The 25,986-nt window shown below is 68.8% G+C and carries 22 protein-coding genes; 5 read left to right on the forward strand and 17 right to left on the reverse strand.

From position 1 onward, the window contains the following. Positions 1-30 precede the first annotated feature (30 nt). The 5 genes from AC07RV_RS23085 to AC07RV_RS23105 all read right to left on the reverse strand — a co-directional run bounded on the left by AC07RV_RS23085 (position 31) and on the right by AC07RV_RS23105 (position 5,290). Complete coding sequence (locus tag AC07RV_RS23085; protein WP_057590982.1) at positions 31-720, reverse strand: amino acid ABC transporter permease; 690 nt, start codon at positions 718-720, stop codon at positions 31-33. 1 nt (position 721) lies between these two features. Beyond that, on the reverse strand, positions 722-1,450 hold the full coding sequence (locus AC07RV_RS23090) for an amino acid ABC transporter permease (RefSeq protein WP_093354052.1): 729 nt from the start codon (positions 1,448-1,450) through the stop codon (positions 722-724). 93 nt (positions 1,451-1,543) lie between these two features. Then, on the reverse strand, positions 1,544-2,443 hold the full coding sequence (locus tag AC07RV_RS23095; RefSeq protein WP_093354050.1) for an amino acid ABC transporter substrate-binding protein: 900 nt from the start codon (positions 2,441-2,443) through the stop codon (positions 1,544-1,546). 168 nt (positions 2,444-2,611) lie between these two features. Continuing rightward, entirely contained in the window at positions 2,612-4,066 is a 1,455-nt protein-coding gene (locus tag AC07RV_RS23100) for an aspartate ammonia-lyase (RefSeq protein ID WP_296776841.1), read from the reverse strand. A gap of 237 nt (positions 4,067-4,303) precedes the next feature. Then, positions 4,304-5,290, reverse strand: a complete 987-nt coding sequence (locus AC07RV_RS23105) for a LysR substrate-binding domain-containing protein (protein ID WP_093354046.1) — start codon at positions 5,288-5,290, stop codon at positions 4,304-4,306. Between the two features lie 131 nt (positions 5,291-5,421). Between AC07RV_RS23105 and AC07RV_RS23110 the strand changes: the two genes are divergently transcribed. Beyond that, positions 5,422-6,864, forward strand: coding sequence for an amidase (locus AC07RV_RS23110; protein WP_296776845.1), 1,443 nt, complete (start codon positions 5,422-5,424; stop codon positions 6,862-6,864). 135 nt (positions 6,865-6,999) lie between these two features. On the opposite strand, the gene AC07RV_RS23115 is transcribed toward AC07RV_RS23110, so the two are convergent. Together AC07RV_RS23115 and AC07RV_RS23120 are read right to left on the reverse strand one after the other, a co-directional pair. Continuing rightward, positions 7,000-7,938: a 2-hydroxyacid dehydrogenase gene (locus tag AC07RV_RS23115; protein ID WP_296776848.1), complete on the reverse strand. Its 939-nt coding sequence runs from the start codon at positions 7,936-7,938 to the stop codon at positions 7,000-7,002. Between the two features lie 39 nt (positions 7,939-7,977). Next, a complete protein-coding gene (locus AC07RV_RS23120) occupies positions 7,978-9,822 on the reverse strand; it encodes an ABCB family ABC transporter ATP-binding protein/permease (RefSeq protein WP_296776851.1) in 1,845 nt (614 codons plus the stop codon). A 41-nt stretch (positions 9,823-9,863) separates the two neighbouring features. Here AC07RV_RS23120 and AC07RV_RS23125 point away from each other — a divergent pair, with 41 nt between their 5' ends. After that, positions 9,864-10,292 (forward strand): acyl-CoA thioesterase, encoded by a 429-nt coding sequence (locus AC07RV_RS23125; RefSeq protein WP_057590974.1) that lies wholly within the window; start codon positions 9,864-9,866, stop codon positions 10,290-10,292. Positions 10,293-10,307: 15 nt separating this feature from the next. Here AC07RV_RS23125 and AC07RV_RS23130 read toward each other — a convergent pair whose 3' ends face one another. The 10 genes from AC07RV_RS23130 to AC07RV_RS23175 all read right to left on the reverse strand — a co-directional run bounded on the left by AC07RV_RS23130 (position 10,308) and on the right by AC07RV_RS23175 (position 21,620). Then, positions 10,308-11,414, reverse strand: a complete 1,107-nt coding sequence (locus tag AC07RV_RS23130; protein ID WP_444814238.1) for an ABC transporter substrate-binding protein — start codon at positions 11,412-11,414, stop codon at positions 10,308-10,310. Positions 11,415-11,657: 243 nt separating this feature from the next. Beyond that, on the reverse strand, positions 11,658-12,422 hold the full coding sequence (locus tag AC07RV_RS23135; protein ID WP_208509310.1) for an enoyl-CoA hydratase: 765 nt from the start codon (positions 12,420-12,422) through the stop codon (positions 11,658-11,660). A 37-nt stretch (positions 12,423-12,459) separates the two neighbouring features. Continuing rightward, entirely contained in the window at positions 12,460-13,053 is a 594-nt protein-coding gene (locus AC07RV_RS23140) for a 2-hydroxychromene-2-carboxylate isomerase (RefSeq protein ID WP_296776857.1), read from the reverse strand. Positions 13,054-13,118: 65 nt separating this feature from the next. Continuing rightward, on the reverse strand, positions 13,119-13,958 hold the full coding sequence (locus tag AC07RV_RS23145) for an acyl-CoA thioesterase (RefSeq protein WP_296776859.1): 840 nt from the start codon (positions 13,956-13,958) through the stop codon (positions 13,119-13,121). 27 nt (positions 13,959-13,985) lie between these two features. Next, entirely contained in the window at positions 13,986-14,876 is an 891-nt protein-coding gene (locus AC07RV_RS23150; protein ID WP_444814237.1) for an alpha/beta hydrolase family protein, read from the reverse strand. A 66-nt stretch (positions 14,877-14,942) separates the two neighbouring features. Beyond that, positions 14,943-16,142, reverse strand: coding sequence for an acetyl-CoA C-acyltransferase (locus AC07RV_RS23155; RefSeq protein WP_093354026.1), 1,200 nt, complete (start codon positions 16,140-16,142; stop codon positions 14,943-14,945). Positions 16,143-16,153: 11 nt separating this feature from the next. Continuing rightward, positions 16,154-18,553, reverse strand: coding sequence for a 3-hydroxyacyl-CoA dehydrogenase/enoyl-CoA hydratase family protein (locus AC07RV_RS23160; protein WP_296776866.1), 2,400 nt, complete (start codon positions 18,551-18,553; stop codon positions 16,154-16,156). Between the two features lie 33 nt (positions 18,554-18,586). Continuing rightward, a complete protein-coding gene (locus AC07RV_RS23165; RefSeq protein ID WP_093354021.1) occupies positions 18,587-19,021 on the reverse strand; it encodes a DUF2147 domain-containing protein in 435 nt (144 codons plus the stop codon). A 40-nt stretch (positions 19,022-19,061) separates the two neighbouring features. Next, positions 19,062-20,858, reverse strand: coding sequence for an acyl-CoA dehydrogenase C-terminal domain-containing protein (locus AC07RV_RS23170; protein WP_296776870.1), 1,797 nt, complete (start codon positions 20,856-20,858; stop codon positions 19,062-19,064). A gap of 66 nt (positions 20,859-20,924) precedes the next feature. After that, positions 20,925-21,620, reverse strand: a complete 696-nt coding sequence (locus tag AC07RV_RS23175; RefSeq protein WP_296776871.1) for a TetR/AcrR family transcriptional regulator — start codon at positions 21,618-21,620, stop codon at positions 20,925-20,927. A 256-nt stretch (positions 21,621-21,876) separates the two neighbouring features. Here AC07RV_RS23175 and AC07RV_RS23180 point away from each other — a divergent pair, with 256 nt between their 5' ends. The 3 genes from AC07RV_RS23180 (at position 21,877) to AC07RV_RS23190 (ending at position 25,982) form a co-directional block, all read left to right on the forward strand. Next, the gene (locus tag AC07RV_RS23180) at positions 21,877-22,389 is read left to right on the forward strand and encodes a sigma-70 family RNA polymerase sigma factor (protein WP_296777052.1); all 513 of its coding nucleotides are present in this window, start codon (positions 21,877-21,879) and stop codon (positions 22,387-22,389) included. Positions 22,390-22,459: 70 nt separating this feature from the next. After that, the gene (locus AC07RV_RS23185; RefSeq protein ID WP_296776874.1) at positions 22,460-23,473 is read left to right on the forward strand and encodes a FecR family protein; all 1,014 of its coding nucleotides are present in this window, start codon (positions 22,460-22,462) and stop codon (positions 23,471-23,473) included. A 127-nt stretch (positions 23,474-23,600) separates the two neighbouring features. Then, a complete protein-coding gene (locus AC07RV_RS23190) occupies positions 23,601-25,982 on the forward strand; it encodes a TonB-dependent receptor (RefSeq protein WP_296777056.1) in 2,382 nt (793 codons plus the stop codon). Positions 25,983-25,986 lie beyond the last annotated feature (4 nt).

Below are 25,986 nucleotides of genomic sequence, written 5' to 3' on the forward strand. Positions count from 1 at the left end.
ACATTTCTTTCTCTCCGGTTCAGTGCTCTGTCAGCGGATGATGGCGATTTTCTTGTGCAGGCGCTTCACCAGGTACGACAGCGCATAGCACATCACGAAGTACACGACGGCGGCGAGCAGGTAGGCCTCGATCGGGCGGCCGAAGTTCTTGCCCGCGGTCTCGAAGCCCTTGAGCATGTCGTAGGCGCCGATGGCGTAGACCAGCGAGGTGTCCTGGAACAGGATGATGGTCTGCGTGAGCAGCACCGGCAGCATGTTGCGGAAGGCCTGCGGCAGCACCACGAGGCGCATGTTCTGGCCGTAGGTCATGCCCACCGCCTGGCCCGCGTTCACCTGGCCGCGCGGGATCGACTGGATGCCCGCGCGCATGATCTCGCTGAAGTAGGCGGCCTCGAACGCGACGAAGGTGATCACGGCCGAGATCTCGGAGCGGTAGTTGGAACCCACCGAGCCGAACAGCGAATAGAACGAGGCCGGCACCAGCAGGAAGAACCACAGGATCACCATCACCAGCGGGATGCTGCGCATGCCGTTGACGTAGAGCGCCGCGGGCGCATCGAGCCACTTCTTGCCCGACAGGCGCATGAGCGCGAGGATCGTGCCGAAGATCACGCCGCCGATCGTGGCCACCACCGTCAGCATGATGCTGAAGTAGAAGCCCTTGATCACGAAGTTGCTGATGACGTCCCAGTTGTAGAAGGACAGGTCGAGATTCATCATGTCAGTGTCCTCCGCCGCCGCTGGCCGAGACGATGAAGCCCGGCACGCGGGTCTTCTTCTCGATGAAGGCCATGAGCCGGTTGATGGCCAGGGCCGACACCACGTAGCACGCCGTCACCGCGAGGTAGACCTCGATGCCGCGCGAGGTTTCTTCCTGCGCCTGCATGGCGAACATGGTGAGTTCGGTGACCGACACGGCGAACGCGACCGACGAATTCTTGAAGATGTTCATCGTCTCGCTCGTGAGCGGCGGGATGATGATGCGGTAGGCCATCGGCAGGATCACGTAGCGGTAGTACTGCGCCGTGGTGAAGCCCACCGCCATGCCCGCGTAGCGCTGGCCCTTGGGCAGCGCCTGGATGCCCGAGCGCACCTGCTCGGCGATACGCGCCGAAGTGAAGAAGCCCAGCGCCAGCACCACCAGGATGAAGCTCGGCACGCCCTTCATGACCGGGACCAGCGCCGGAATGACGTGGTACCAGAGGAAGATCTGCACCAGCAGCGGAATGTTGCGGAACAGCTCGACCCAGGCATTGCCCAGCCTCACCAGCCACGGGCTGTCGGGCAGGGTGCGGATGATCCCCACCAGCGAGCCCAGCACCAACGCGACGATCAACGCCAACAGTGCCACGGACACCGTCCAGCCCCAGGCCGACAGCATCCATTGCAGATAGGTCGGATATTCCCCCCCGGGGTCCTGCAGGAAGACCTGCCAATCCCAGTTGCCCATTTTTCTTACTCCTTCGCCTTCTTCCGAAAATCAGTCCCTGAAAAGAAACGCCCACCGCGAAAGGTGGGCGTCATTCACGCAGCGACGCGACGCTTATTCCTTGGTCACGTACTCTTCAGCGGGCTTGTCGTTCGGGTTGGCCCATGCGTTCTTGGTGGCTTCGCCCAGCGGCAGGTTGATGGTGACGTTTGCCGGGGGGATCGGCTTCAGGAACCACTTGTCGTAGAGCTTGGCGAGTTCGCCCGACTTGGCCTGGGCCTTGATGCTGTCGTCCACGGCCTTCTTGAAGGCGGGGTCGTCCTTGCGGATCATGATGGCGATGGGCTCGACGGCGAGCACGTCGTTCAGGATCTTGTAGTCCTTCGGCGACTTGGACTTGGCGGCCAGCGCGGCCAGGATCGAGCCGTCCATCACGAAGGCGTCGGCACGGCCGGTCTCGAGCAGCAGGAAGCTGTCGGAGTGGTCCTTGCCGTAGACCTCCTTGAAGGTCAGGTTCTCGGCGCGCTTTTGCTTGCGCACGGTCTGCAGCGGCGTGGTGCCGGTGGTGGTGGCGACGGTCTTGTCCTTGAGGTCGGCCAGCGAGTTGATGCCCGAGTTCGCCTTCACGACGATCTTGGTTTCCTCGACGTAGGTGGTCACGCCGAAGGCCACGTCCTTCTGGCGCGTGGCGTTGTTGGTGGTGGAGCCGCACTCGATGTCGACGGTGCCGTTCTGCACCAGCGGGATGCGGTTCTGCGAGGTCACGGGCTGGTACTTGACTTCGAGCTTCTTGCCGGCGGCCTTCTCGAGGTCCTTGATGATGTTGGCGCAGACGTCGTAGTGGAAGCCGGTGTATTGGCCGTTGCCCAGCGTGTACGACAGACCCGAGGATTCACGCACACCTTCGGTGATGACGCCCGATGCCTTGATCTTGGCCAGCGTGTCATTGGCCTGCGCCATCGCGCCGCCGGCGGCCAGCGCCGCGATTGCCAATGCCAGTACTTGCTTTTTCATACGGAAAACTCCTGAGGGTGACGGAAATGAGAGATACAACGAAATTCTAGACATGATGTCTCGGGGGAATACCCGGACCAACCCGGTGCATTTTCCCCGAGCCGCGCACCGGGCGGGCGCATAAGGCGCCTGGCTGGTGCGGACACAGGATTTGGCATTGTCCGGCTTTCACAAAGCAGCCTTTGTGCCCGACGGTTCCGCGGCCGGGGGCACCGGCACGGACAGCCGCACGGGCTGGGTCAGGTTCTCCGGAACCAGCAGCGCGTCCATCTCGGCGCGCGTCATGATGCCCAGCGATTCGGCCACCAGGTCGATCGGCCCGCCCGTGGCCAGCGCGGTCTTGGCGATCAGCGCGGCCTTCTCGTAGCCGATCAGCGGATTGAGCGCGGTGACCAGCGTGACCGACTCGCGCACCCGCCTGGCGAGGAACTCGCGGTTGGCCTCGATGCCGTCGACGCAGTTCAGCTGCAGGGTGTTGCAGGCGTTGCCCAGGTGCTTGATGCTCTTGAACAGGCTCCAGCCCATGATCGGCTCGAAGGCGTTGAGCTGCAGCTGGCCGGCTTCGGACGCCATGGTCACGGTGATGTCGTTGCCGATCACCTCGAAGGCCACCTGGTTCATCACCTCCGGGATCACCGGGTTGACCTTGCCGGGCATGATCGACGAGCCGGCCTGCCGCGCGGGCAGCCGGATCTCGCCGAAGCCGGCCTGCGGGCCGCTCGAGAGCAGGCGCAGGTCGTTGCAGGTCTTGCTGAGCTTGGTGGCCACGCGCTTGAGCACGCCCGACAGCTGCACGAAGGCACCGGTGTCCTGCGTGGCCTCGATCAGGTTGGCGGCCTGCTTGAGCGGCACGCCGGTCTGCTCGGCCAGGTACTGGCAGGCCAGGTTGGCATAGCCGTGCGGCGCGTTGATGCCGGTGCCGATGGCGGTCGCGCCGAGGTTGATCTCCTCGATCAGCGCGCGCGCCTCGCCGAGGCGGGCCTCGTCCTCGCCGATCATGATGGCGTAGGTCAGGAACTCCTGGCCCAGGGTCATCGGCACCGCGTCCTGCAGCTGGGTGCGGCCGATCTTGAGCACGTCCTTGAACTCGAGCGCCTTGGCCTCGAAGCTGCGGCGCAGCGCCGCCATGGCCTCGAGCAGCTTGCCGATCGCGAACCACAGCGCCAGCCGCACGGCCGTCGGGTAGACGTCGTTGGTGCTCTGCGAGGCGTTGACGTGGTCGTTGGGATGCAGCACGTCGTAGCGGCCCTTCTCGTGGCCCAGCTTCTCGAGCGCGAGGTTGCAGATGACCTCGTTGGCATTCATGTTGGTCGAGGTGCCGGCGCCGCCCTGGATCACGTCGACCACGAACTCGTCGAGCAGCTTGCCCTCGATCAGGTCGTCGCAGGCCAGGATGATCGCGGCCGCGCGGTCGCGGTCGATCGCGCCGAGGTCGGCGTTGGCGCGCGTGGCGGCCTTCTTCACGAAGGCCAGCGCGCGCACCAGGTCGGGCATGGCCGACACGCGGGTGCCGGAGATCGCGAAGTTCTCCACCGCCCGGGCCGTGTGCACCCCCCAATAGGCGACGGCGGGAATCTGCTTCTCGCCGAGGAAGTCGTGTTCGGTTCTGAAGTTGGAGCCCATACCCACCTCTCGGCTGAAAAAAAGCACGCGAGAACGCGTGCCATGGAGTTGCGGTCGTTCGACCCGCGGCCGAAAAACTGCCCGGACTGTAGGGGCGTCATGGCACGGACGCCAATGCTGTTTACGGGAACACTTATGCCTGACTTTTATAGATTGTGCAGTGCACAAATCCGACCCCAAAGGCTATACCCAAACGCCCGGCCCGACCAGCGGCGCTCCCCCTACGAGGCCCCGGAATCAGCGCGGCGGCTGGGTGCCGACGAGGTACGACCAGAGCGCGTCGGCCGAGCTCTTGGGCTGCAGCGACTCGAGCCCGGCGGCCTTGGCGGCGGCGCGGCCGCCCGCGCGCGTCTGCAGCGGCGCCTGCGGGCGCTCGCGGTAGGCGCGGATCTCCATCGTGGCCTCGAGCCGGTCGATCTCGGGCGGCAGCGCGCTCACCAGCTTGCGCATGCGCACCTCCTTGCGCACCGCGCTCTGCGGCAGGAAGGCGATGCCGTGGCCCTCGAGCGCCATCACCTTCAGGCCCTCGGCCATGTCGGTCTCGTAGACCCGGTCGAGGTGGATCGCGGTGCCCGATTCCTTGAGCAGCTGGTCGACCACGCGGCCCAGGTAGGCGCCCGGTGCATAGCCCAGGTAGGGCAGCGGCTGGCCGGCGCGGCCCGGCAGCCGGTAGCGCGGCGCGCCCTCGGCGTCGGCCTTGACCCAGGGCGCCACGGTCTCCTCGCCCAGGCTCACCATCTCGTACTTGTTGGCGTCGAGCTGCAGCGGCTGGGAGGGGTGGTGGTAGGCGATCAGCAGGTCGCAGCTGCCCTCGACCAGCCGCAGCACGGCGTCGTGCACGTTGAGCGCGATCAGCCGGCTCTTGATCGGGCCGAAGTGCTCGCGCAGGCTGGTGACCCACGAGGGGAAGAAGGTGAAGGCCAGCGTGTGCGGTATCGCGAACTCGATCACGTCCTGCCCGGCGGCCGAATGGCCGCGCAGCATGGCGCGCGTGCTCTGCAGCGCCTGCAGCATCTCGATGGCCTGGCTGTAGAGCGTCTGGCCCGCGGGCGTGAGCCGCGTGGGATAGGAGCTGCGGTCGACGAGGTCGGTGCCGGCCCAGCCCTCCAGCGCCTGGATGCGGCGCGAGAACGCCGGCTGGGTCACGTGCCGCAACTGGGCGGAGCGGCTGAAGCTGCGCGTCTCGGCCAGGCTGATGAAGTCTTCGAGCCACTTGGTTTCCATGGCGGGCGATTATGTGCCGCCGCGCGCGGGGCCGCGCCGGCCGGTGCTCGGGGACAACCCGCCCCCGGTCCGGCCCCGGGCGGCGCCGGGCTGCCACATACTGGCGCCTCGTCCTTCTCCGATCCCACGCCATGCCCACCGACGACCTCCTCGCCCTCAGCGCCACCGCCCTGTCGCGCCGCCTCGCCGAACGCAGCCTCTCGTGCCGCGAGCTGATGCAGGCCACGCTCGCGCGCATCGAGGCCCTGAACCCGCGCTTCAACGCCATCGTCTCGCTGCGGGACCCCGCGGCGCTGCTGGCCGAGGCCGACCAGCGCGACGCCGAGCTGGCACGCGGCGAGCGCCGCGGCTGGATGCACGGCTTCCCGCTCGCGGTGAAGGACCTGAGCCATGCGGCCGGCCTGCCGACCTCGAAGGGCTCGCCCTTGCCGCCGCGCACGCCCGCGCGCACCGACAGCCTGCACGTGGCGCGCATGCGCGCGGCCGGCGCGATCGTCATCGGCAAGACCAACACGCCCGAGTTCGGCCTCGGCTCCCACACCTACAACACGGTGTTCGGCACCACGCGCAACGCCTACGCACCCGAGCGCAGCGCGGGCGGCAGCAGCGGCGGCGCGGCCGTGGCCCTGGCGCTCGGCATGCTGCCGGTGGCCGACGGCAGCGACATGATGGGTTCGCTGCGCAACCCGGCGGCCTTCAACAACGTGATCGGCATGCGGCCCTCGCGCGGGCGCGTCCCCGGCGATCCCGACGAGGAGCTGTTCTTCCAGCAGCTCGGTTGCGAAGGCCCGATGGCGCGCACGGTGGAGGACACCGCGCGGCTGCTCTCGGTGCAGGCTGGTTTCGACGGCCGCGTGCCGCTGTCCTCGCCGCACGCCCTGCCCGCGCCCGACGCCTTGCAGATCGAGGGCGAGGTGCGCGGCCTGCGCATCGGCTGGCTCGGCAGCATCTGGAGCGACCTGCCGCTCGAGCCCGGCGTGCTCGCGCTCGGCGAGAGCGCGCTCGCCACCTTCCGCGCGCTGGGCTGCGAGGTCGAGCCCTGCACCCTCGACGTGCCGCGCGCCCACAACTGGAGCGCCTGGCTGCGGCTGCGCCAGCTGCTGGTGGGCGGCAAGCTCGGTGCCTACATGAACACGCCCGCGCTGGTCGAGCAGCTCAAGCCCGAGGCGCGCTGGGAGATCGAGCAGAGCCGGCACCTCGATGCCGCCTCGCTGTTCCAAGCCTCGGTATGGCGCTCGAACGTCTACCGCGCCTTCCTCGCGCTGTTCGAGCGCTTCGACTTCGTGCTGGCGCCGACCGCGCAGGTCTTCCCCTTCGACGCCGAGCTGCACTGGCCCGCGCAGGTGGCCGGCGTGCCAAGCGACACCTACCACCGCTGGATGGAGATCGTCACGCCGTTCACGCTGGCGGGACTGCCCACGCTCAACGTGCGCGCGGGCTTCAACGAAGCGGGCCTGCCGATGGGGCTGCAGCTCGCGGGGCCGATCCATGCGGACCTCGAAGTGCTGCGGCTCGGGCATGCGTACGACGAGGCCTGCGGGTGGGGATCACGCCGCCCGCCGGTGCTGGCTTGACTCCCTCCCCCGCTGGGGGAGGGTTGGGGTAGGGGCACGCGGCGCATCCGGCGCTGCCGGCGGATCCACCGCCCGGTGCCCCCATCCCGGCCTTCCCCAAGACGGGGAAGGAAGTGGGGAAGGAGGAACAGCCGCTCAGACCGGCGTGAGCACGCCGCGTCCCGCGAAGTGCCCCTCGGCATTCGCGATGAAATGGTCCACCGACTTCTGCGTCGCCTCGGGCGACCAGCCCGCCAGGTGCGGCGTCAGCAGCACGTTGTCGAGGCCGATCAGCTGTTGCGGCGGCTTCGGCTCGCTCTCGTAGACGTCGAGCGCCGCGCCCGCGATGCGGTTCTCGCGCAGCGCCGCGGCCAGCGCCTCGGTGTCGACCACGCTGCCGCGGCCGATGTTCACCAGGTAGCCCCGGGGGCCGATCGCGTCGAGCACCTCGGCATTCACCAGGTGGCGCGTGGCGGCGCCGCCGGGCGCGGCCAGCATCAGCACGTCGGCCCAGGCGGCCAGCGACTTCAGGTCGCCGAAGTAGCGGTGCGGCGAGCCCTCGCGCGGCGAACGGTTGTGATAGCCGATCTCCATGTCGAAGCCCGCCGCGCGCTTGGCGATCTTCTGGCCGATGGTGCCCAGTCCGAGGATGCCGAGCTTCTTGCCCGACACGTTCGGCGGCTGCGGGATCGCCTCGCGCCACACGCCTTCGCGGCACTGGCGGTCGAGGGTGCGGAAGCCGCGCACGATGGCGATCAGCAGGCCGAAGGCATGGTCGGCCACGCAGTCGTCGTTGGTGCCGGCGCCGTTGGCGGTGACGATGCCGCGCGCGCGGGTCACCTCGAGCGGCACGCCCTCGAAGCCCGCGCCCAGGCAGCAGATCAGCTCGACCTTGGGCATGGCCTCGATCTCGGCCGGCGTGATGCCGATCACGCCGATGGTCAGCACCGCGCGGAATTCATGGCCGCGCGCGGCGATCGCGGCCGCGCGGGCTTCGTCGCCCGGCGCATAGGCCACGTCGTAGACCTCGGCAATCTGGGCCTGGTGGGCGCTCGAGAGGCTGTTGAGCACCAGCAGGGGAATCTTGGTCGACACGTCTGAACTCCTGGAATCGTCAAAAAAAGAATGATCGGGCTAGAGCAAGGGCGCCGCCTCGCTCTTCTGCAAAGCCCACATTTGCGCATAGCGGCCCTGCTTCGCGAGCAGCTCGCCATGGGTGCCGCGCTCGACGATCACGCCGGCCTCGAGCACCAGGATCTCGTGCGCGTCGACCACGGTCGACAGGCGGTGCGCGATCACCAGCGTGGTCTTGTCCTGCGCCGCGCTCTTGAGCTCGGACTGGATCGCGCGTTCGTTGGCCGAGTCGAGCGCCGAGGTGGCCTCGTCGAAGATCACGATCGGCGGGTTCTTCAGCAGCGTGCGCGCGATCGCCACGCGCTGCTTCTCGCCGCCCGACAGCTTCAGGCCGCGCTCGCCCACCGTGGTCGCGTAGCCCTGGGGCGTGGCGGCGATGAAGTCGTGGATGCGCGCCGCGCGGGCCGCCTCCTCGACCTCCTCGCGCGTGGCGCCCGGGCGGCCATAGGCGATGTTGTATTCGACCGTGTCGTTGAACAGCACCGTGTCCTGCGGCACGATGCCGATCGCGCGGCGCACGCTGGCCTGCTGGACCGCGCGGATGTCCTCGCCGCCGATGGTGATGCGGCCCTGCTGCACGTCGTAGAAGCGGTAGAGCAGCCGCGCGAGCGTGGACTTGCCCGAGCCCGAGGGCCCGACCACCGCCACCGTCTTGCCCGCGGGGATCTCGAAGCTCACGTGCCGAAGGATCGGCCGCGCGGCCTCGTAGGCGAAGCTCACGTCCTCGAAGCGCACCGTGGCGTCGGCACCGGCCAGCGGCTTCGCGCCGGGCGCGTCGCGCACCTCGCGCTCCTTCTCCATCAGCACGAACATCTTGTCGAGGTCGGTCAGGCTCTGCTTGATCTCGCGGTAGATCACGCCCAGGAAGTTGAGCGGGATGTAGAGCTGGATCATGAAGGCGTTGACCATCACCAGGTCGCCCAGGGTCATGCGGCCCTCGACCACGCCCGAGGTGGCGCGCCACAGCATCAGCACCAGGCTGACCGCGATCAGCGCCTGCTGGCCCGCGTTGAGCATGCTCAGCGTGCGCTGGCTGGTGATCGCGGCCTTGCGGTAGCGGTCGAGGCTGGCGTCGTAGCGCTTCGCCTCGAAGGCCTCGTTGTTGAAGTACTTGACGGTCTCGTAGTTCAACAGCGAATCGACCGCGCGGCTCTGCGCCAGCGAGTCGAGCTCGTTCATGGTCTTGCGGAACTGGGTGCGCCACTCGGTCACGGTGACCGTGAAGCCGATGTAGAGCACCAGCGCCGCCAGCGTGATCCAGACGAACAGCGCATCGAACTTCACGCCGAGGATGGCGAGCACCAGCACTAGCTCGATGATGGTCGGCACGATGCTGTAGAGCGACATCGAGATCAGCGAATGCACGCCGCGCGTGCCGCGCTCGATGTCGCGCGTCATGCCGCCGGTCTGGCGCTCGAGGTGGAAACGCAGGCTCAGCGAATGCAGGTGGCCGAACACCTCGAGCGCGATGCGGCGCGCCGCGCCCTCGGTGGCCTTGGCGAAGATCAGCTCGCGCAGCTCGTTGAACAGCGAGGTGCTGAAGCGCAGCAGCCCGTAGGCCACCAGCAGCGCGATCGGCACCACCAGCAGCGCCTGCGCCATGTCGGGCTTGGGCGTCATGGTGTCGACCAGGTTCTTCAGCAGCAGCGGCACGCCGACGTTGGCCACCTTGGCCGCCACCATGAAGCCCAGCGCGAACAGCACGCGCCATTTGTAGTCCCAGAGGTAGGGAAAGAGGCGCCGCAGCGTGGCCCAGTCGGAGCGGTCGGCGCGCGCGGGTGCGTGGCCGCCGGCATGCGGTGGGGAGGAGGTGGGGGTGGAAACAGCTTCGCCGGCGCGGCGCATGAGGGACAATCGTGGTCGTTTTTCTGCCCTGATTGTTGCCCATGTCCGATTCCCCCAGTGCCGACGCCGCCGCCACCCTGAAGAGCCTGCCCACCGACATGGAGCTGGTGCTCAAGGTGATTCCGATGCCGGCGGACTGCAATGCCAACGGCGACATCTTCGGCGGCTGGGTCATGGCCCAGTGCGACCTGGCCGGCTCGGTGATCCCGGCGCGCTACGCCAAGGGGCGCCAGGCGACGGTGGCGGTCAACGAATTCATCTTCAAGCAGCCGGTGCGCATCGGCGACATCCTGTCCTTCTATTCGAAGCTGGTGCGCATCGGCCGCACCTCGATCACCGTGACCGTGGAGGTCTTCGCCGAGCGCTTCCGCGCCCAGGGCGAGTACATCAAGGTGACGCAGGCCACCTTCACCTACGTGGCGATCGACGACAGCGGGCGGCCGCGGGCGATCGAGCAGCCGGCGGCCTGATCGGCCCGGGCAGCCTCACAGCGCCGGATCGCGCACCTTCTCGAAGCGCTCGAACTCCCGGTTGATCCAGCGCCCGTCGCGGCGCTCGGTGCGGCGGATGTAGACCGTCTGCACGATGTCGCGCGTGTAGGCGTCGATCTCGATCGGGCCGCGCGGGCTCTCGAGCTTGAGGCCGCGGAAGGCGTCGATCAGTTTCTCGGGGCTGCCGCCGCCGCGCATCAGCGGCGAGGCCATCGCGAGGTCCAGCGCCGCGAAGGCATCGTGCGCGGCCACCGCGAAATAGCCGGGCCGCAGGTGCGAGCCGTACTCGGTCTCGAAGGCCGCGGCGAAGCGGCGGTTCTCGGGCGACTCGTGTGCGTACGAGTAGTGGTGGCTGGTGACCAGCCCCTCGGCCAGCTCGCCGATGTTCTGCAGGTAGTGGTCGTCGGTGGCCTCGCCGGTCGACAGCAGCCGGATGCCGGTGTCGGCCATGCCGCGGTCGCGCCAGGCGCGCAGGAAGCCCGCCGGCATCTGGCCCGAGGGCAGGAAGAAGAACACCGCCTGCGGCTTGAGTTCGCGCAGCCGCAGCATGTAGGCCGTGTAGTCCTGCGTGGCCAGCGGCACGCGCAGCATGGCACCGACGTTGCCGCCGCCGGCCGTGATGCCCGAGACGAAGGCGGTTTCGGCATCGACGCCCGAGGCGTAGTCGGCCGTCACGGTGCAGACCTCGCGCAGCCCCTCCTTGAGCGCCCAGCGCGCCAGCGGCAGCGTGACCTGCGCGATGGTGAAGGACACGCGCACCGTGTAGGGCGAGCGCGCGGTGATGCCCGAGGAGGCCGCGTTCATGATCACCGTGGGCACCTTGGCCTGCGTGGCGACGGCCGCCACGGCATAGGCGTTGGAGCTGAAGTGCAGGCCGGTCAGCAGGTCGACGCGCTCGTTCTCCACCAGGTCGAGCGCGAGCCGGCGCGCCATGTCGGGCGCGCTCAAGGGCACGTCGCGCCGCAGCAGCTCGACCGGGCGGCCCGCGATCTGCTGGTTGTGCGCGGCCAGCCAGACCGCCATGCCGGCATCGAACTGCCGCCCGCCGCCCACGTAGGCACCCGACCAGGGACCGAGCACGCCGATGCGCAACGGCCGCACGCGCGCGAGCACCAGCGACGGTGCCGCCAGGGTGGCGCCGAGCAGGCCCAGCGCCTGCCTGCGCGTCGGCCGAATTGCTACCTTTTCAGTAGCATCGAACGACCGCTGGGCGCGGGCTGCTGGCGTGTGTAACTGGAGGACTGGCACGCGGACCAGTGTACGCGTGCGACCCCGCCGAAGGGGCCTCGGCGGCTTGTGGAAAGCCCGTAGAACGCAGGTTGTAGGTACGGACCCGCGCCGTGCTCAGAGCTTGGAGAAATCCGGCTTGCGCTTCTCCATGAAGGCGCCGAAGGCCTCGCGCGCCGCGGGCTCGCGCAGCATGCGGCCGAAGCTCGCGCCCTCCTCGTCCATGCGCTCGATGACCGCGGGCAGTTGCGCCTTCTTGAGCAGCCGCTTGGTCTCGACCAGCGCGCTCAGCGGCTTGGCCGCGAGCTTGCGCGCCTGGGTCTGGGCGATGGCGTTGGCCTCGGTCGGCGGCACCACGCGGTTGACCAGGCCGACCTCGAGCGCGGCCTCGGCCATGAAGGGTTCGCCCAGCAGCAGCGCCTCGGCAGCGCGGTGGTAGCCGAGCATCTGCGGCACCAGCAGGCTGGAGGCCGCCTCGGGGCACAGGCCGAGGTTGACGAAGGGCATCGAGAAGGCCGCGTTGTCGCCCGCGTAGACCAGGTCGCAATGGAACAGCATCGTGGTGCCGATGCCCACCGCCGGGCCGCAGACCGCCGCGACGATCGGCTTCGGGAAGGTCGCGATGCCGCGCAGGAAGCGGAACACCGGCGAGTCCTTGCCCGCGGGCGGCGCATTGAGGAAGTCGCCGATGTCGTTGCCGGCGCTGAAGATGGTCGGGTCGCCCTGGATCAGCACGCAGCGCACGGCCGCGTCGCCCTCGGCCTTGGCCAGCGCATCGGCCAGCTCGGCGTACATCGCGCTGGTGATCGAGTTCTTCTTGTCGACGCGGTTGAAGGTGATGGTCATCACGCCGGCTTCGGCGTGGACGAGGATGTCGCTCATGGCTTGTGTCCTGTGGAAAGAAGAAAGAGGAAAGGGATCAGGCGGCCAGCGCCTCGCGCACGAAGTCGAGCCGGTCCTGGCCCCAGAACATGTCGCTGCCCACGAACATGGTGGGCGCGCCGAACACGCCGCGCGCCACGGCCTCCTGCGTGACGGCCTTCAGGCGGTCCTTGACCTCCTGCTGGCCCGCGGCCGCGAGCAGTGCCGCGGGATCGAAGCCCGCCGCCTGCAGCACCGCGCCCACCTCGGCCGGATCGTTGAGATTGCGTGGCTCGACCCACATCGCGTGGTAGATCGCATCGACGTAAGCATCGAAGCGCGCCGGCTGCTGCAGCTGGATCGCGGTGGCACCGCGCATCAGCAGCAGCGTGTTGATCGGGAAGTGCGGGTTGTGCACGAAGGGCACGCCGTAGCGCCTGGCGAAGCGCTGCAGGTCGGTCGTCATGTACGACCCCTTGGGCGCGATCTCGGCCGGCGAGTGGTTGCCCGTGGCCTGGAACACGCCGCCCAGCAGCATCGGTTTCCAGACCAGCTCGGCGCCGGTGTCGGCGCACACGTGGGGCAGCTGGGTCGCGGCGAGGTAGGCGGCGGGGCTGCCGAAATCGAAATAGAACTCGACGGTCTTCGTCATGCGGCGTTGTCTCCTGGGTGGGCTGGATTCTCTCCGGGCGGCCGCGGGCCTTGCGGAACCGGAGGCTATTCCTTGTAGTAGACGATCTGGTTCGAGGTCGCGAGCAGCACGCCGGCCTCGCTCCACAGCTGCGCGGTCTGGTCGAAGAAACCGTTGAAGAACTGCTGGCCCGTGGCCTGCCCGAGCAGGAAGCCGGTGCCGACCTCCGCCAGTTGCGCCGCGTCGGCGTGGAAGTAGGTGGTGATCGACACCGTGCCGGCCGGCACGTGCCTGGCGCGGCGCAGCCAGATGCGTGGATAGAACACGTCGCTCATCGCCGCGAGCGAGGGCAGGTCGAGCGGCCGCGCCTGCGCGTCGCGCACCCAGATGCGGGTCTCGCTGTGCTGCAGGCTGCCGTCCCACTGCGCGGGAATGCCGCCGCTGAACGGGCGCATCTCGTACTGCTGCACCCAGGCCACGCCGGCCGGGCCGATGCGGATCGGCTCGACCGCCTCGGGCTTCGGCACCTCGGGCATGGCCAGGTCGCTCCGGCCCCAGGTCTCGCGGCGCGCGGCCGTCACCACGGTGGCGGTGGTCGTCATGTTCGGCGCGCCGCTCGCGCCGGGCTGGGTGATCTGCACGGTCCAGTGCTGGGTCGAGCGGTTGGTGCGCACCGCGGTCGCCTGCACGTCGAAGGCACCGGCCTCGAGCGCGGCCGCGTAGTTCACGGTCAGCGCGATCGGCGTGCCCAGCAGGTCCGGATGCTGCAGCACCGCCTGCAGCGCGACCGCCGCCGTGGTGCCGCCGAAGGGACCGACCATGTTCCAGTAGTCGGGGCTGGTGGTGCCCGTGAAATGGCCCGCGCGCAGGTCGCTGTGCTGCAGCGCAATGGCCTTGTCGAAGGGATGGGGAGTGCTCGTGCTCATGGCCGCAGTGTGCTCCGGCGCGCGGCCTCAGGCAGTCGTGTGCGGGACGCCGGGCGCGGTCGTCAACGCGCCCAGCCGATGCAGCTTGTCGACCGTGGCGGGCCACAGGCTCTGGCTGAACTGCTCGCGGAAGAAGCCGAAGTGGCCGATGCGCCGCGCCTGCACGTCGGCCGGCGCGATGCGCTCGATGGCGCGCGGCGCCTGGTCGTAGAAGCTCACCAGGCTGTGCGTGCCGGCCAGCGTCATCAGCTCGTCGTCGGTCATCGACAGCGCGAGCACCGGGAAGCGCACGCGGCTGTAGCTCTTCTGCGCCAGCTCGCCCTCGGCACCCACGCTGTAGCGCGGGTTCAGGCACCAGCGCCGCCATTGCAGGATCACGCCGCGCGGCAGGTCGCCCACCTTCCTGAGCTTGCGGCCCGGGAAGTAGCCGCACAGCCGCGTGACCAGCGGCACCAGCACGAACCAGAAGTAGAGGATGCTGCGCTTGAGCCGCGGCGCGTTCTCGCGCCAGTAGCCGCTGCCGGCCGCGATGCTCACCAGGCCGTCGACCTGCTCGGGGCGCTGCAGGAAACCCGGCAGCTGGGCGCCGAGGCTGTGGCCCAGCAGGTAGAGCGGCTGCGCGGGCAGCGCGGCCTTGGCGGCGTCGATGACCGCCTCGTAGTCGCGCGCCCAGTCGAACAGGTCGGCCTCGAAGCCGCGCAGCGAGGCGGCGCCACGCGAGTCGCCCGAGCCGCGGTAGTCGAAGGTCCAGACGCGCAGCCCCTGGCCCGCGAGCCAGCGCGCGAAGGCTTCGTAGAAGGACTGGCGTACGCCCATGGCGCCGCCGATCACGATGCTGGCGCGCGGCGCGCCCGCGGGTTCGTAGCGGCGCACCGCCAGTTGCTGCGCGCCACCGTCGACCGGAAGCTGCTGCTGCATCTGTTCCATCACTGTCCTGTCTCCTGGTTGCACCGGCACTCGTCGCGTTGCCTGGCGCGTGATCGATCAGACGCGCTCGAAGATGCCGGCGGCGCCCTGCCCCATGCCCACGCACATCGTGACCATGCCGTACTTGAGCTTCTCGCGCTGCAGCGCGTGCACGACCGTGGCCGAGCGGATCGCGCCGGTCGCGCCCAGCGGATGGCCCAGCGCGATCGCGCCGCCCATCGGGTTGACCTTCGACGGGTCGAGCCCCAGGGTGTTGATGACCGCGAGCGACTGGGCCGCGAAGGCTTCGTTGAGCTCGATCCAGTCGATATCCTGCTGGCTCAGGCCGGCATAGCGCAGCGCCGCGGGAATCGCCTCGATCGGGCCGATGCCCATGATGTGCGGCGGCACGCCCTTGCTCGCGAAGCTCACGAAGCGCGCCAGCGGCGTCAGGCCGAACTGCTTGACCGCCTTCTCGCTGGCCAGGATCAGCGCGCCCGCGCCGTCGGAGGTCTGCGAGCTGTTGCCGGCCGTGACCGTGCCGCGCGCGGCGAACACGGTGCGCAGCTTGGCGAGGCCTTCGATGCTGGTATCGGGGCGCGCGCCTTCGTCGAGGTTCACGGTGCGCGTGGTCGCGATCGCTTCGCCGCTCTCGAGGTCGGGCGCGCGGTCGGTCACCTCGATCGGCGTGATCTCGTCCGCGAACTTGCCGGCCTTCTGCGCGGCCAGCGCCTTCTGGTGCGAGGCCAGCGCGAACTCGTCCTGGGCCTGGCGGCTCACCTTCCACTGCTGCGCGACCTTCTCGGCCGTCAGGCCCATGCCGTAGGCGATGCCCACGTCGCCATCGCGCTCGAAGATGGACGGCGACAGCGAGGGCGAGTTGCCCATCATCGGCACCATGCTCATGCTCTCGACACCGGCCGCGATCATCACGTCGGCCTCGCCGACGCGGATGCGGTCGGCCGCCATCTGCACCGCCGACAGGCCCGAGGCGCAGAAGCGGTTGACCGTGATGCCGCCCACGCTGGTCGGCAGGCCCGCGAGCACCGCGCCGATGCGCGCGACGTTCAGGCCCTGCTGCGCCTCGGGGATGGCGCAGCCGCAAATGATGTCCTCGATGGCCTTCGGATCGAGACCGGGCACCGCCGCCAGCGCGGCCTTCAGCGTGGTCGCGAGCAGGTCGTCGGGACGGTGGTTGCGGAAGTAGCCGCGGTGCGACTTGCCGATGGGGGTGCGGGTGGCCGCGACGATGTAGGCGTCTTGTACTTGCTTGCTCATGAAATCCGTCCTCAGTTGCGCACCGGCTTGCCGGTGCTGAGCATCCCCATGATCCGCTCCTGCGTCTTGGGGTGCACGATGAGCGAGCAGAACGCCTTGCGTTCCAGCGCCATCAGGTATTCCTCGGTCACGAGCGAGCCCGCGTCCACGTCGCCGCCGGTGACCACGTTCGCGATCAGGCTCGCGATGTGGAAGTCGTGCGCGCTGATGAAGCCGCCGTCGCGCATGTTCACGAGCTGGCCCTTGATCGTCGCGGCGCCGCTGCGGCCCGCCACGCGGAAGGTGCGGCGCAGCGGCGGGCGGTAGCCGGCGTCGGCCATGGCCTTGGCCTGCTGCAGCGCCACGTAGAGCAGCTCGTCCTTGTTCGGCACGATCACGTCGCTGCCGAGCAGGTAGCCGAGCTTCCTCGAATCGAGTGCGCCGGTGCCCACCTTGGCCATTGCCGCGGCCGTGAAGCCCTCGGTGAGGAAGGGCAGCAGGTCGGTGCCGGTCGAGGCCGAGGCGTTCTCGGCCGCGCGGCGCGCGATGTAGGTCAGGCCGCCGGCGCCGGGGATCAGGCCCACGCCGACCTCGACCAGGCCGATGTAGCTTTCCATCGCCGCCACGCGCTTCGACGAGTACACGGCGAGTTCGCAGCCACCGCCCAGCGCCAGGCCGCGCACGGCCGAGACCACCGGCACGTTGGCATAGCGGATCTTGAGCATCACGTTCTGCAGCTCTTCCTCCGCGCCCTCGACCGCACCGATGCCCGCGACCACGAAGGCCGGCAGCATCGCCTGCAGGTCGGCACCGACCGAGAACATCTCGTCGGGCGACCAGATCACCAGGCCCTTGTACTCGGCCTCGGCCAGGTCGACCGCGGCGCCGAGCGCCTCGGCCACGTCGGGGCTGATGGCGTGCATCTTCGAATGGATGCTCGCGATCAGCACCTCGCCGTCGAGCGTCCACACGCGCACGTCGCCTTCATCGCTGATCGTGGTGCCGGCCGTGTTGGCATCGGCCGCGTTCGCGCCGAGCACGCTCTCGGGGAACAGCTGGCGGTCGTGCACCGGCAGCTTGCGCTGCGGCACGAACTTGTTCTGCGAAGCGCTCCACGAGCCTTCGGGCGTGTGCACGCCGCCGGCCTCGGCCACCGGGCCTTCGAACACCCACTTCGGCAGCGGCGCGCTGCTCAGCGCCTTGCCGGCGTCGATGTCTTCCTGCACCCACTTCGCGACCTGCGACCAGCCGGCTTCCTGCCAGAGCTCGAACGGGCCCTGCTTCATGCCGAAGCCCCAGCGCATCGCGAAGTCGATGTCGCGCGCGCTCTCGGCGATGTCGCCCAGGTGCACGGCCGCGTAATGGAAGCCGTCGCGCAGGATCGCCCACAGGAACTGGCCCTGCGGTCCTTCGCTCTCGCGCAGCAACTTCAGGCGCTCGCCCGCGGGCTTCTTGAGCATGCGGCCGTAGACCTCGTCGGCCTTGGCGCCGGCGGGCACGTAGTCACCGCTCTGGAGGTCGAAGCGCAGGATGTCGCGGCCCACCTTCTTGAAGAAGCCGGCCTTGGTCTTCTGGCCCAGGTTCTTCAGTTCCAGCAGCTTGGCGAGCACCGGCGGCGTCGCGAAGTTGGCGTAGAAGGGATCGGTCTCGGCGTTCAGGTTGTCCTGCAGCGTCTTCACCACGTGGGCCATGGTGTCCAGGCCCACCACGTCGGCGGTGCGGAAGGTGCCCGAGCTCGCGCGGCCCAGCTTCTTGCCCGTGAGGTCGTCCACCACGTCGGGCGTGAGGCCGAACTTCTCGACTTCCTTGAGCGTGGCCAGCATGCCGGCGATGCCGACGCGGTTGGCGATGAAGTTGGGCGTGTCGTGCGCGCGCACCACGCCCTTGCCGAGCGTGCTGGTGACGAAGGCCTCGAGGTCGTCGAGCACCTGCGGCTGCGTGGTGGGCGTGTTGATCAGCTCCACCAGGAACATGTAGCGCGGCGGATTGAAGAAGTGGATGCCGCAGAAGCGCGGCTTCAGTGCTTCGGGCAATGCCTCGCTGAGTTGGGTGATCGACAGGCCCGAGGTGTTCGAGGCCAGGATCGCGTGCTTGGCGACGTGCGGCGCGATCTTCTTGTAGAGATCGAGCTTCCAGTCCATGCGCTCGGCGATCGCCTCGATCACCAGGTCGCACTCGCCGAGCAGGTCGAGGTTGTCGTCGTAGTTGGCCTGTTGGATCAGGCCCGCGTCGGCCACGTCGCCCAGCGGCGCGGGCTTGAGCTTCTTGAGGTTGTCGATGGCGCGCGTGACGATGCCGTTCTTCGGGCCTTCCTTGGCCGCCAGGTCGAACAGCACCACCGGCACGCGCACGTTGACGAGGTGGGCCGCGATCTGCGCGCCCATCACGCCGGCGCCGAGCACGGCGACCTTCTTCACTTGAAATCGGGACATGTTTGGTATTTCTTGGATAGGTTGCGCGCAGGCTTACTGCACACGGTTCCAGGTTTGGGTGCGCCAGAAGGGCCCCAGGTAGCCGCGCACTTCGAGCTTCTTGCCGCCGTCGATCGGCGTGAAGCTCGCGCGGTATTCCTTGCCGTTCTCGGGGTCGAGGATCTTCCCGCCCTCCCAGACGTCCTTGCCGTCGGCCTTCTTGCCGCCGCGGATGATCTCCAGGCCCGCGATCGGCTGGCCCTTGCGGTCGTCCGAGCATTCGTCGCAGACCGCGTCGGGCTTGCCGTCCTTCTTCAACGACTTCTCGATGCGCCCCAGCAGCGCGCCGCCGGCCTCGCCGATGCGGATCTCGGCCTTGGCCTCGCCGGTCTTGTCGTCGACGTTGCGCCACAGGCCCACCGGGGTGGTCTGGGCCAGGGCCGTGACCGAGGTCGCGACGAGGACGAGGGCTGCAAGCGTTGCTTTCATGGTCGGCTCCGGGAAGTGGTCGAAGAGGGGAAGCGCGGACTCAGGCCAGCGCGGCGTCGGTGTCCATCAGCACCTTGCTGCCGGCACGGGCCGTGCGCATCAGCGTCGCGGTCTCGGGGAACAGCTTGGCGAAGTAGAAGCGCGCGGTCTGCAGCTTGGCGACGTAGAACGGATCGGTGTTGCCGGCCGCGATCTCGCGCAGCGCGACCTGCGCCATGCGGGCGAACAGGTAGCCGAACACGAAGTGGCCGGCCACGCGCAGGTAGTCCACCGCGGCGGCGCCCACTTCGTCGGGGTTCTGGAAGCCCTTGAAGCCGATCTCGGTCGTGAACTTGGTGAGCTGGTCGCCCAGGCCCGCGATCGGGTTGATGAACTCGGCCATCTTCTCGTTCACGCCCTCCTCTTCCACCAGCTTCGCGACCAGCTTGCCGAACTTCTTCAGCGAGGCGCCGTTGTTGCCCAGCACCTTGCGGCCCAGCAGGTCGAGCGACTGCACGGTGTTCGTGCCTTCGTAGATCATGTTGATGCGGTTGTCGCGCACGTACTGCTCCATGCCCCATTCCTTGATGAAGCCATGGCCGCCGAAGACCTGCATGCAGGCATTGGTCGCGATGTGGCCGTTGTCGGTGATGAAGGCCTTCACGATCGGCGTGAGCAGCGCGACCAGCTCGCCGCTGTCCTTGCGCACCTTCTCGTCGGGATGGTGGTGCTCCTTGTCGAGCAGCAGGGTGCAGAACACCTGCAGCGCGCGGCCGCCCTCGGCATAGGCCTTGGCGGTCAGCAGCATCTTGCGCACGTCGGGGTGCACGATGATCGGATCGGCTTCCTTGTCCTTGGCCTTCACGCCCGACAGCGAACGCATCTGGATGCGGTCCTTGGCATAGGCCAGCGCGTTCTGGAACGCCACCTCGGTCAGGCCCAGCGACTGGTTGCCCACGCCCAGGCGCGCGGCGTTCATCATCACGAACATCGCGGCCAGGCCCTTGTTGGGCTCTCCCACCAGCGAACCGGTGGCGCCCTCGATCACGATCTGCGCGGTGGCGTTGCCGTGGATGCCCATCTTGTGCTCGAGGCCGGAGCAGAAGATCGGGTTGCGCTCGCCGAGCGAACCATCGGCCTTGACCTTGAACTTCGGCACCACGAACAGGCTGATGCCCTTGCTGCCCTTGGGCGCGTCGGGCAGGCGGGCCAGCACCAGGTGGATGATGTTGCCGGCCATGTCGTGCTCGCCGGCCGAGATGAAGATCTTGTTGCCGGTGATGCGGTAGCTGCCGTCGGGCTGCGGTTCGGCCTTGGTGCGCAGCAGGCCGAGGTCGGTGCCGCAATGGGGTTCGGTCAGGCACATGGTGCCGGTCCATTCGCCGCTCACCAGCTTGGGCAGGTAGGTCTTCTTCTGCTCGTCGGTGCCGTGCGCCACCAGCGCCTCGTAGGCGCCGTGCGAGAGGCCCGGGTACATGGTCCAGGCCTGGTTCGCGCTGTTGAGCATCTCGAACAGGCACTGGTTGACCACGAAGGGCAGGCCCTGGCCGCCGAAGGCCGGGTCGCACGACAGCGCGGGCCAGCCGCCCTCGACGTACTTGGCATAGGCCTCCTTGAAGCCCTTGGGCGTCTTCACTTCGTGCGTGGCCTTGTCGAGCACGCAGCCTTCCTCGTCACCGCTGATGTTGAGCGGGAAGGTGACTTCGGCCGCGAACTTGCCGGCCTCCTCGATCACCGCGTTGATGGTGTCGGCGTCGGTCTCGGCATGCGCGGGCAGTGCCTTGAGTTCCTCGGCGACGTTGAGCACTTCGTGCAGCACGAACTGCATGTCGCGCACGGGTGGGTTGTAGCTGGGCATCCGGAACTCTCCTGGTCGAACTGAAAGATGAAAGGGAAAAGAAAAAGGGAAAACGGTGCCGCGCGCTCAGCGCACGGTCTTGAGGCGGCGCACGCGCGAGGGCGCGGCGGCGCTCGTGGTCGGCGCGGGCGTCCCGGCCGCCGCATAGCGGCCGAGGATGTTGTCGAAGCCGGTGTTGGCGCGGCCGATGGAGCCGGGCACGCGCAGGAAGCGGGCCTCGTAGTGCAGCGCGAGGATCAGGCCATGGATCTCGAACGCGACCTGGCGCTCGTCGGCGTCGGCGTTGAGATGGCCCTCCTCCTTCGACTGCACGATCGCGCGCAGCACGGCGGCCTGCCAGATCGAGACCGACTCCACCAGCGCGTCGCGCACCGGGCCCGGGCGGTCGTCGAATTCGGAGGCGCCGCTGATGTAGATGCAGCCCGAGTCGATCTCGGTCGAGGTGCGCTTCATCCAGTTGGCGAACATCGCGCGCAGCCGCGGCAGGCCGCGATCGGCCTCGATGGCGGGGAAGAACACTTCCTGCTCGAAGCGCGCGTGGTACTCGCGCACCACCGAGATCTGCAGCTCCTCGCGCGAGCCGAAGTGGGCGAACACGCCCGACTTGCTCATCTTGGTGATCTCGGCCACGGCGCCGATCGACAGGCCCTCGAGCCCGATCTGCGCGGCGAGCGCCAATGCGGCGTCGACGATCACGGCCTTGGTCTGCTGGCCCTTCTGGGCGGCGCGGGCCGGCTTGGCGGAAACGGCATTGACGGACATCGTGGGGTTCCAGACAAAAACGAACGGTCGTTCTATTTTGCAGGGGCTTTCGATTTTTGGCCGGCAAAGACCTTGAGCCGAAAAAGGTTATCAACAAAAAGCAACCCGCCGATGACAACCGGTGCCGAGGGCCCGCCGCGCGGGGCTTCGTCGATAATGAGAAGAGTTCCCATCCACGATGCGCGCAAGGTCAGCCGCCGCCACATCCCACGCCAGCCTGTCGACGGAACGCTTCCTTCCATGGCATGGGTCGATCGTGCTCGAGCGCTACTACCGCGAACTGCTGAACTTCCTTTCCCGCACGGTGAACGACCGCGATGCCGCGGCCGACCTAGCGCAGGAGAGCTATGCGCGCGTGCTCGCGCTGCGGCAGTCGGGCGAGGCGATCTCCAACGTGCGCGCGCTGCTCTACCGCACGGCGCGCAACCTGGTGATCGACCGGCACCGCCGCGCCGTGCTGCGCGACCACGAGGACATCGATGCGCTGGCCGATGCCGACCACGCCATCGCGCCCCGGCATGCGCAGCCCGAGGAGGCCTACGCGTCGGCCCAGCATGCCCAGGCCATCCTCGCGGTGATCGAGGCCCTGCCGCCGCGCTGCCGCGAGGCCTTCGTGCTGAACCGCTTCGAGGGCCTGTCGCATCAGGAAGTGGCCGAGCGCATGGGCATCTCGAAGAACATGGTGGCGCAGCACGTGATCCGCGGCGTGCTGGCCTGCAAGGCCTGCGAGGACTCTTTCGGCACCGGGACCAGCGACCACAATCGATAGCGCGTCGCCGCGCTGACCTCCACTTCGAGGCCGCTCGAGCGTCTCCATCCAGAACAGAGAATTTCCCCGCATGACCGTGTCCCCGCCCCCGCCCACCGACCGCGCGCCGGATGCCGAACTGGCCGCCGCGCGCTGGCTGGTGCGCCGGCAGGACGGGCTGGCGCCGGACGAGGCGACCGAATTCGAGGCCTGGCTCGCGGCCGCGCCCGCGCACCGCGCCGCCCTCGAGCGACTCGAAGGCACCTGGCAGCGGCTCGACACGCTGCCCGCCGCCGAGCTGGCCGCGCTGCGCGCGCGCACGCAGGCTGCCACGCAACCGCGCCGCGGCTGGCAGGGCACGCGCCGCTGGATGCCGCTGGCCGCGGCGGCCTGCGCGCTGTTCGTGGTGGCGGGCGGCTGGGTGCTGTGGCAGCAGCAGCCGGTCTATGCCAACAGCTTCGCCACCGCGCGCGGCCAGCAGCTCGACGTGCAGTTGCCCGACGGCAGCGTGCTCAGGCTCGACACCGCCACGCGCGCCGAGGTGACGCTCTACCGCCAGCGGCGCGAGGTGCGCCTGCCCGAGGGCCAGGCCCACTTCAGCGTGCAGGCCGATGCCGCCCGGCCCTTCGACGTGCTGGCCGGCCCGCTGCGCATCACGGTGGTCGGCACGCGCTTCTCGGTGCGCCACACGCAGACCGGGCTCGATGCCGGCGGCGTGCGCGTGACGGTGGAGGAAGGCCGGGTGCGCGTGGCCTCTGCCGACCCCACGGCCGGTGCCGAGTCACGGCTGCTGGGCCCGGGCGAAGCCGTCGCCGCCGACGCGGACGGCCACCTGCGCAGCGCGCCCGTCGCCCCCGCCGCGGGCGCCCTGCTCTGGCGCGAAGGCCGCGCCAACTTCGAGAACACGCCGCTCGCGCAGGCGCTGGCCGAGTTCGAGCGCTACGGCCCGACCGGCCTCACGGTGCGCGACCCCGCGGTGGCCGCGATGCGGATCAACGGCAGCTTCGACCTGCGGCAGTTCGGTGCCTTCGCCAAGGCGCTGCCGCAGGTGCTGCCGGTGCGGCTGCAGCCGCGCGACGGCACGACCGAGATCGCGCCGCGCTGACGCCCCGCCAGGCCTGCGCCGAAATTTCTTCAAAAAAATTCGCGACGGACCTCCACTGCGCCGGAACTGATGCGTCTGCATGGGTAGTTCTTTCCATCTACCCATCGCCCTTCCGGAGTCCGCCTTGATGCCGCACCCGCGCTTCCGTCCCGCCGCCACCGCCTTCGCGGCGGCCCTTGCCCTCGCCGCCTGGGGCACCTCGCCCGCGCACGCCCAGCCCGCGCCCGCCGTGCAGGCGGCGGCGGTCTACCCGATCGCCCTGCCCGCCCAGCCGCTGGGCTCGGCGCTCAACGAACTCGCGCGCCAGGCCCGGCTGCAGCTGATGGTCCATCCCGATCTCGTCGCCGGCAAGCAGGCGCCGGCGGTGTCGGGCCAGTTCACCGCGAGCCAGGCGCTGGAGCGCCTGCTCGCGGGCAGCGGCCTGGGCGCGAGCCTCGACGGCAACGCGGCGGTGATCCGCGCCATGCCCTCGGCCGCGGGCGGCGCGACGCTGCCGCCGGTGGTGGTGAACGCTTCGGCCATCGACGCGACAACGGAGCTGCAGCAGGACGGCAGCGCCGCCGACGGCTACCGCGCGAAGACCGTCTCCTCGGTCGGCGCGCTCGGCAGCATGGCGCTGCAGGACACGCCGTTCTCGATCAGCGTGGTGCCGCGCGAGCTGATACAGAACATCCAGGGCCAGTCGCCCGACGACATCTACAAGCTCAACCCCTCCACGCGCACCGCCACGCCACAGATCACGAGCTGGACGCCGGTGGTCAGCATCCGCGGCTTCAACAGCTCGGACACGGCCGAGGACGGCCTGCGCCGCGCCTACAACCATGCCGCGGTGGTCGAGGACAAGGAGCGCGTCGAGATCCTCGGCGGCCTCTCGGGCTTCCTCTACGGCGCGGCCTCGCCGGGCGGGATGATCAACTACGTCTACAAGCGCCCGACGCTCGAGCGGCTCAACAGCATCACCGTGGGCAACTACGGCGGCAGCCAGGCCTACGTGCACGGCGACTTCGGTGGCCGCTTCGACGAAGCCGGCCGCGCCGGCTACCGGCTGAACGTGGTCCGGCAGAACGGCAACACCGCGGTCGACGACCAGAAGATCGACCGCACGCTGGTCAGCGCGGCCGTCGACTGGCAGCTCACCGACCGCCTGCTGGTCGAGATGAACGCGGTCTACAACAAGTACCGCAGCGCGGGCACCTCGGCCTACTGGTTCTACGACATCCCGCGCGGCCGCGCGCCCGACGCGCGCAGGAACTGGAGCCAGCCCTGGGTGCGCGACGAATTCGAGAACACCAAGCTGATGGCCAAGGCCACCTACCGGCTCGACGACCGCATCACGCTGCGCGCCGCCTACATGCGCGACGGCATCGACCGACCGGTGCAGGACCACACGATGAACAGCGTGAGCTCGGCCGAGGGCTTCAGCCAGATCCGCATCCGCTCGGGCCGCACCGAGGACACCTTCGAGGCCGGCTCCGCCCTGGCCGACATCCGCTTCGAGACCGGCCCCGTGTCGCACAAGCTCACGGTGGGCGCCTACATGTATTCCGACAAGTCCTGGGCCACGCGCAGCAGCCCCAACACCGGCTGGCAGGGCCCCTATCCGTTCTCGCAGCCGACCTACGTGCCCGAGCCCTACTTCACGCCGAACATCTACACGCCCTACTACGCGGGCCGCGTGATGAACCGCAACCAGATGATCGCCGACCATCTCCAGTTCGGCGAGCAGTGGTCGATGCTGCTGGGCGTGACGCGCAGCAACATCCGCACCGTCGCGCTCGACGGCGAGGGCGCGAAATCGCAGCCCGACTACGACAAGAGCCGCAGCTCGCCCTCGGTCTCGCTGATGTACAAGCCCGTACCCTGGCTGACCGCCTACGCGAGCTACATCGAGGGCCTGGAAGCCGGCGGCACCGCGCCCGACACCGCCGCCAACTTCGGTGCCGTGCTGCCGCCGATGGTCAGCCGCCAGAAGGAGATCGGCCTGAAGGCAACGGTCGGCGAACTGCTGCTGACCGGCGCGCTGTTCGACATCGAGAAGGCCTACGAATACATCGACACGGCCAACACCTACACGCAGAACGGCCGGCAAAAGCACCGGGGCTTCGAGTTCAACGTCTCGGGAAAGCCGGCCGACAAATGGACGGTGGTGGGCGGCCTGACCGCGCTCGACGCCAAGGTCAGGGGCTCCGAGTTCGACGGCAAGGCGCCGCAGAACGTGGCGAAGCTCATCGCCAAGGTCTATGCCGAATACGAGCTGCCGGTGCCCGGCCTGGTGCTAACCGGCGGCGTCTACTACACAGGTCGCCAGTGGGCCGACGCGGCCAACACCGACCGCCTGCCCGCCGTGACCACCGCCGACCTCGGCCTGCGCTACGCCATGAAGCTCTCGGGCCGGCCGCTGACCCTGCGGCTGAACGTCAACAACGTCGCCAACAAGAGCGACTGGCTCAACAGCTACTACGTGGGCGCGCCGCGCAGCGTGGCCTTCTCGGCGCAGATGCCGTTCTGAGCGG

The organism is Variovorax sp. GW821-FHT09B01 (assembly GCF_059418345.1).

What these genes read in the sequence shown, in the direction of transcription:
- AC07RV_RS23085 (WP_057590982.1), bottom strand. Translation starts at nt 720, where the DNA reads ATGATGAATCTCGACCTGTCCTTCTACAACTGGGACGTCATCAGCAAC.
- AC07RV_RS23090 (WP_093354052.1), bottom strand. Translation starts at nt 1,450, where the DNA reads ATGGGCAACTGGGATTGGCAGGTCTTCCTGCAGGACCCCGGGGGGGAA.
- AC07RV_RS23095 (WP_093354050.1), bottom strand. Translation starts at nt 2,443, where the DNA reads ATGAAAAAGCAAGTACTGGCATTGGCAATCGCGGCGCTGGCCGCCGGC.
- AC07RV_RS23100 (WP_296776841.1), bottom strand. Translation starts at nt 4,066, where the DNA reads ATGGGCTCCAACTTCAGAACCGAACACGACTTCCTCGGCGAGAAGCAG.
- AC07RV_RS23105 (WP_093354046.1), bottom strand. Translation starts at nt 5,290, where the DNA reads ATGGAAACCAAGTGGCTCGAAGACTTCATCAGCCTGGCCGAGACGCGC.
- AC07RV_RS23110 (WP_296776845.1), top strand. Translation starts at nt 5,422, where the DNA reads ATGCCCACCGACGACCTCCTCGCCCTCAGCGCCACCGCCCTGTCGCGC.
- AC07RV_RS23120 (WP_296776851.1), bottom strand. Translation starts at nt 9,822, where the DNA reads ATGCGCCGCGCCGGCGAAGCTGTTTCCACCCCCACCTCCTCCCCACCG.
- AC07RV_RS23125 (WP_057590974.1), top strand. Translation starts at nt 9,864, where the DNA reads ATGTCCGATTCCCCCAGTGCCGACGCCGCCGCCACCCTGAAGAGCCTG.
- AC07RV_RS23135 (WP_208509310.1), bottom strand. Translation starts at nt 12,422, where the DNA reads ATGAGCGACATCCTCGTCCACGCCGAAGCCGGCGTGATGACCATCACC.
- AC07RV_RS23140 (WP_296776857.1), bottom strand. Translation starts at nt 13,053, where the DNA reads ATGACGAAGACCGTCGAGTTCTATTTCGATTTCGGCAGCCCCGCCGCC.
- AC07RV_RS23145 (WP_296776859.1), bottom strand. Translation starts at nt 13,958, where the DNA reads ATGAGCACGAGCACTCCCCATCCCTTCGACAAGGCCATTGCGCTGCAG.
- AC07RV_RS23150 (WP_444814237.1), bottom strand. Translation starts at nt 14,876, where the DNA reads ATGCAGCAGCAGCTTCCGGTCGACGGTGGCGCGCAGCAACTGGCGGTG.
- AC07RV_RS23155 (WP_093354026.1), bottom strand. Translation starts at nt 16,142, where the DNA reads ATGAGCAAGCAAGTACAAGACGCCTACATCGTCGCGGCCACCCGCACC.
- AC07RV_RS23160 (WP_296776866.1), bottom strand. Translation starts at nt 18,553, where the DNA reads ATGTCCCGATTTCAAGTGAAGAAGGTCGCCGTGCTCGGCGCCGGCGTG.
- AC07RV_RS23165 (WP_093354021.1), bottom strand. Translation starts at nt 19,021, where the DNA reads ATGAAAGCAACGCTTGCAGCCCTCGTCCTCGTCGCGACCTCGGTCACG.
- AC07RV_RS23170 (WP_296776870.1), bottom strand. Translation starts at nt 20,858, where the DNA reads ATGCCCAGCTACAACCCACCCGTGCGCGACATGCAGTTCGTGCTGCAC.
- AC07RV_RS23175 (WP_296776871.1), bottom strand. Translation starts at nt 21,620, where the DNA reads ATGTCCGTCAATGCCGTTTCCGCCAAGCCGGCCCGCGCCGCCCAGAAG.
- AC07RV_RS23185 (WP_296776874.1), top strand. Translation starts at nt 22,460, where the DNA reads ATGACCGTGTCCCCGCCCCCGCCCACCGACCGCGCGCCGGATGCCGAA.
- AC07RV_RS23190 (WP_296777056.1), top strand. Translation starts at nt 23,601, where the DNA reads ATGCCGCACCCGCGCTTCCGTCCCGCCGCCACCGCCTTCGCGGCGGCC.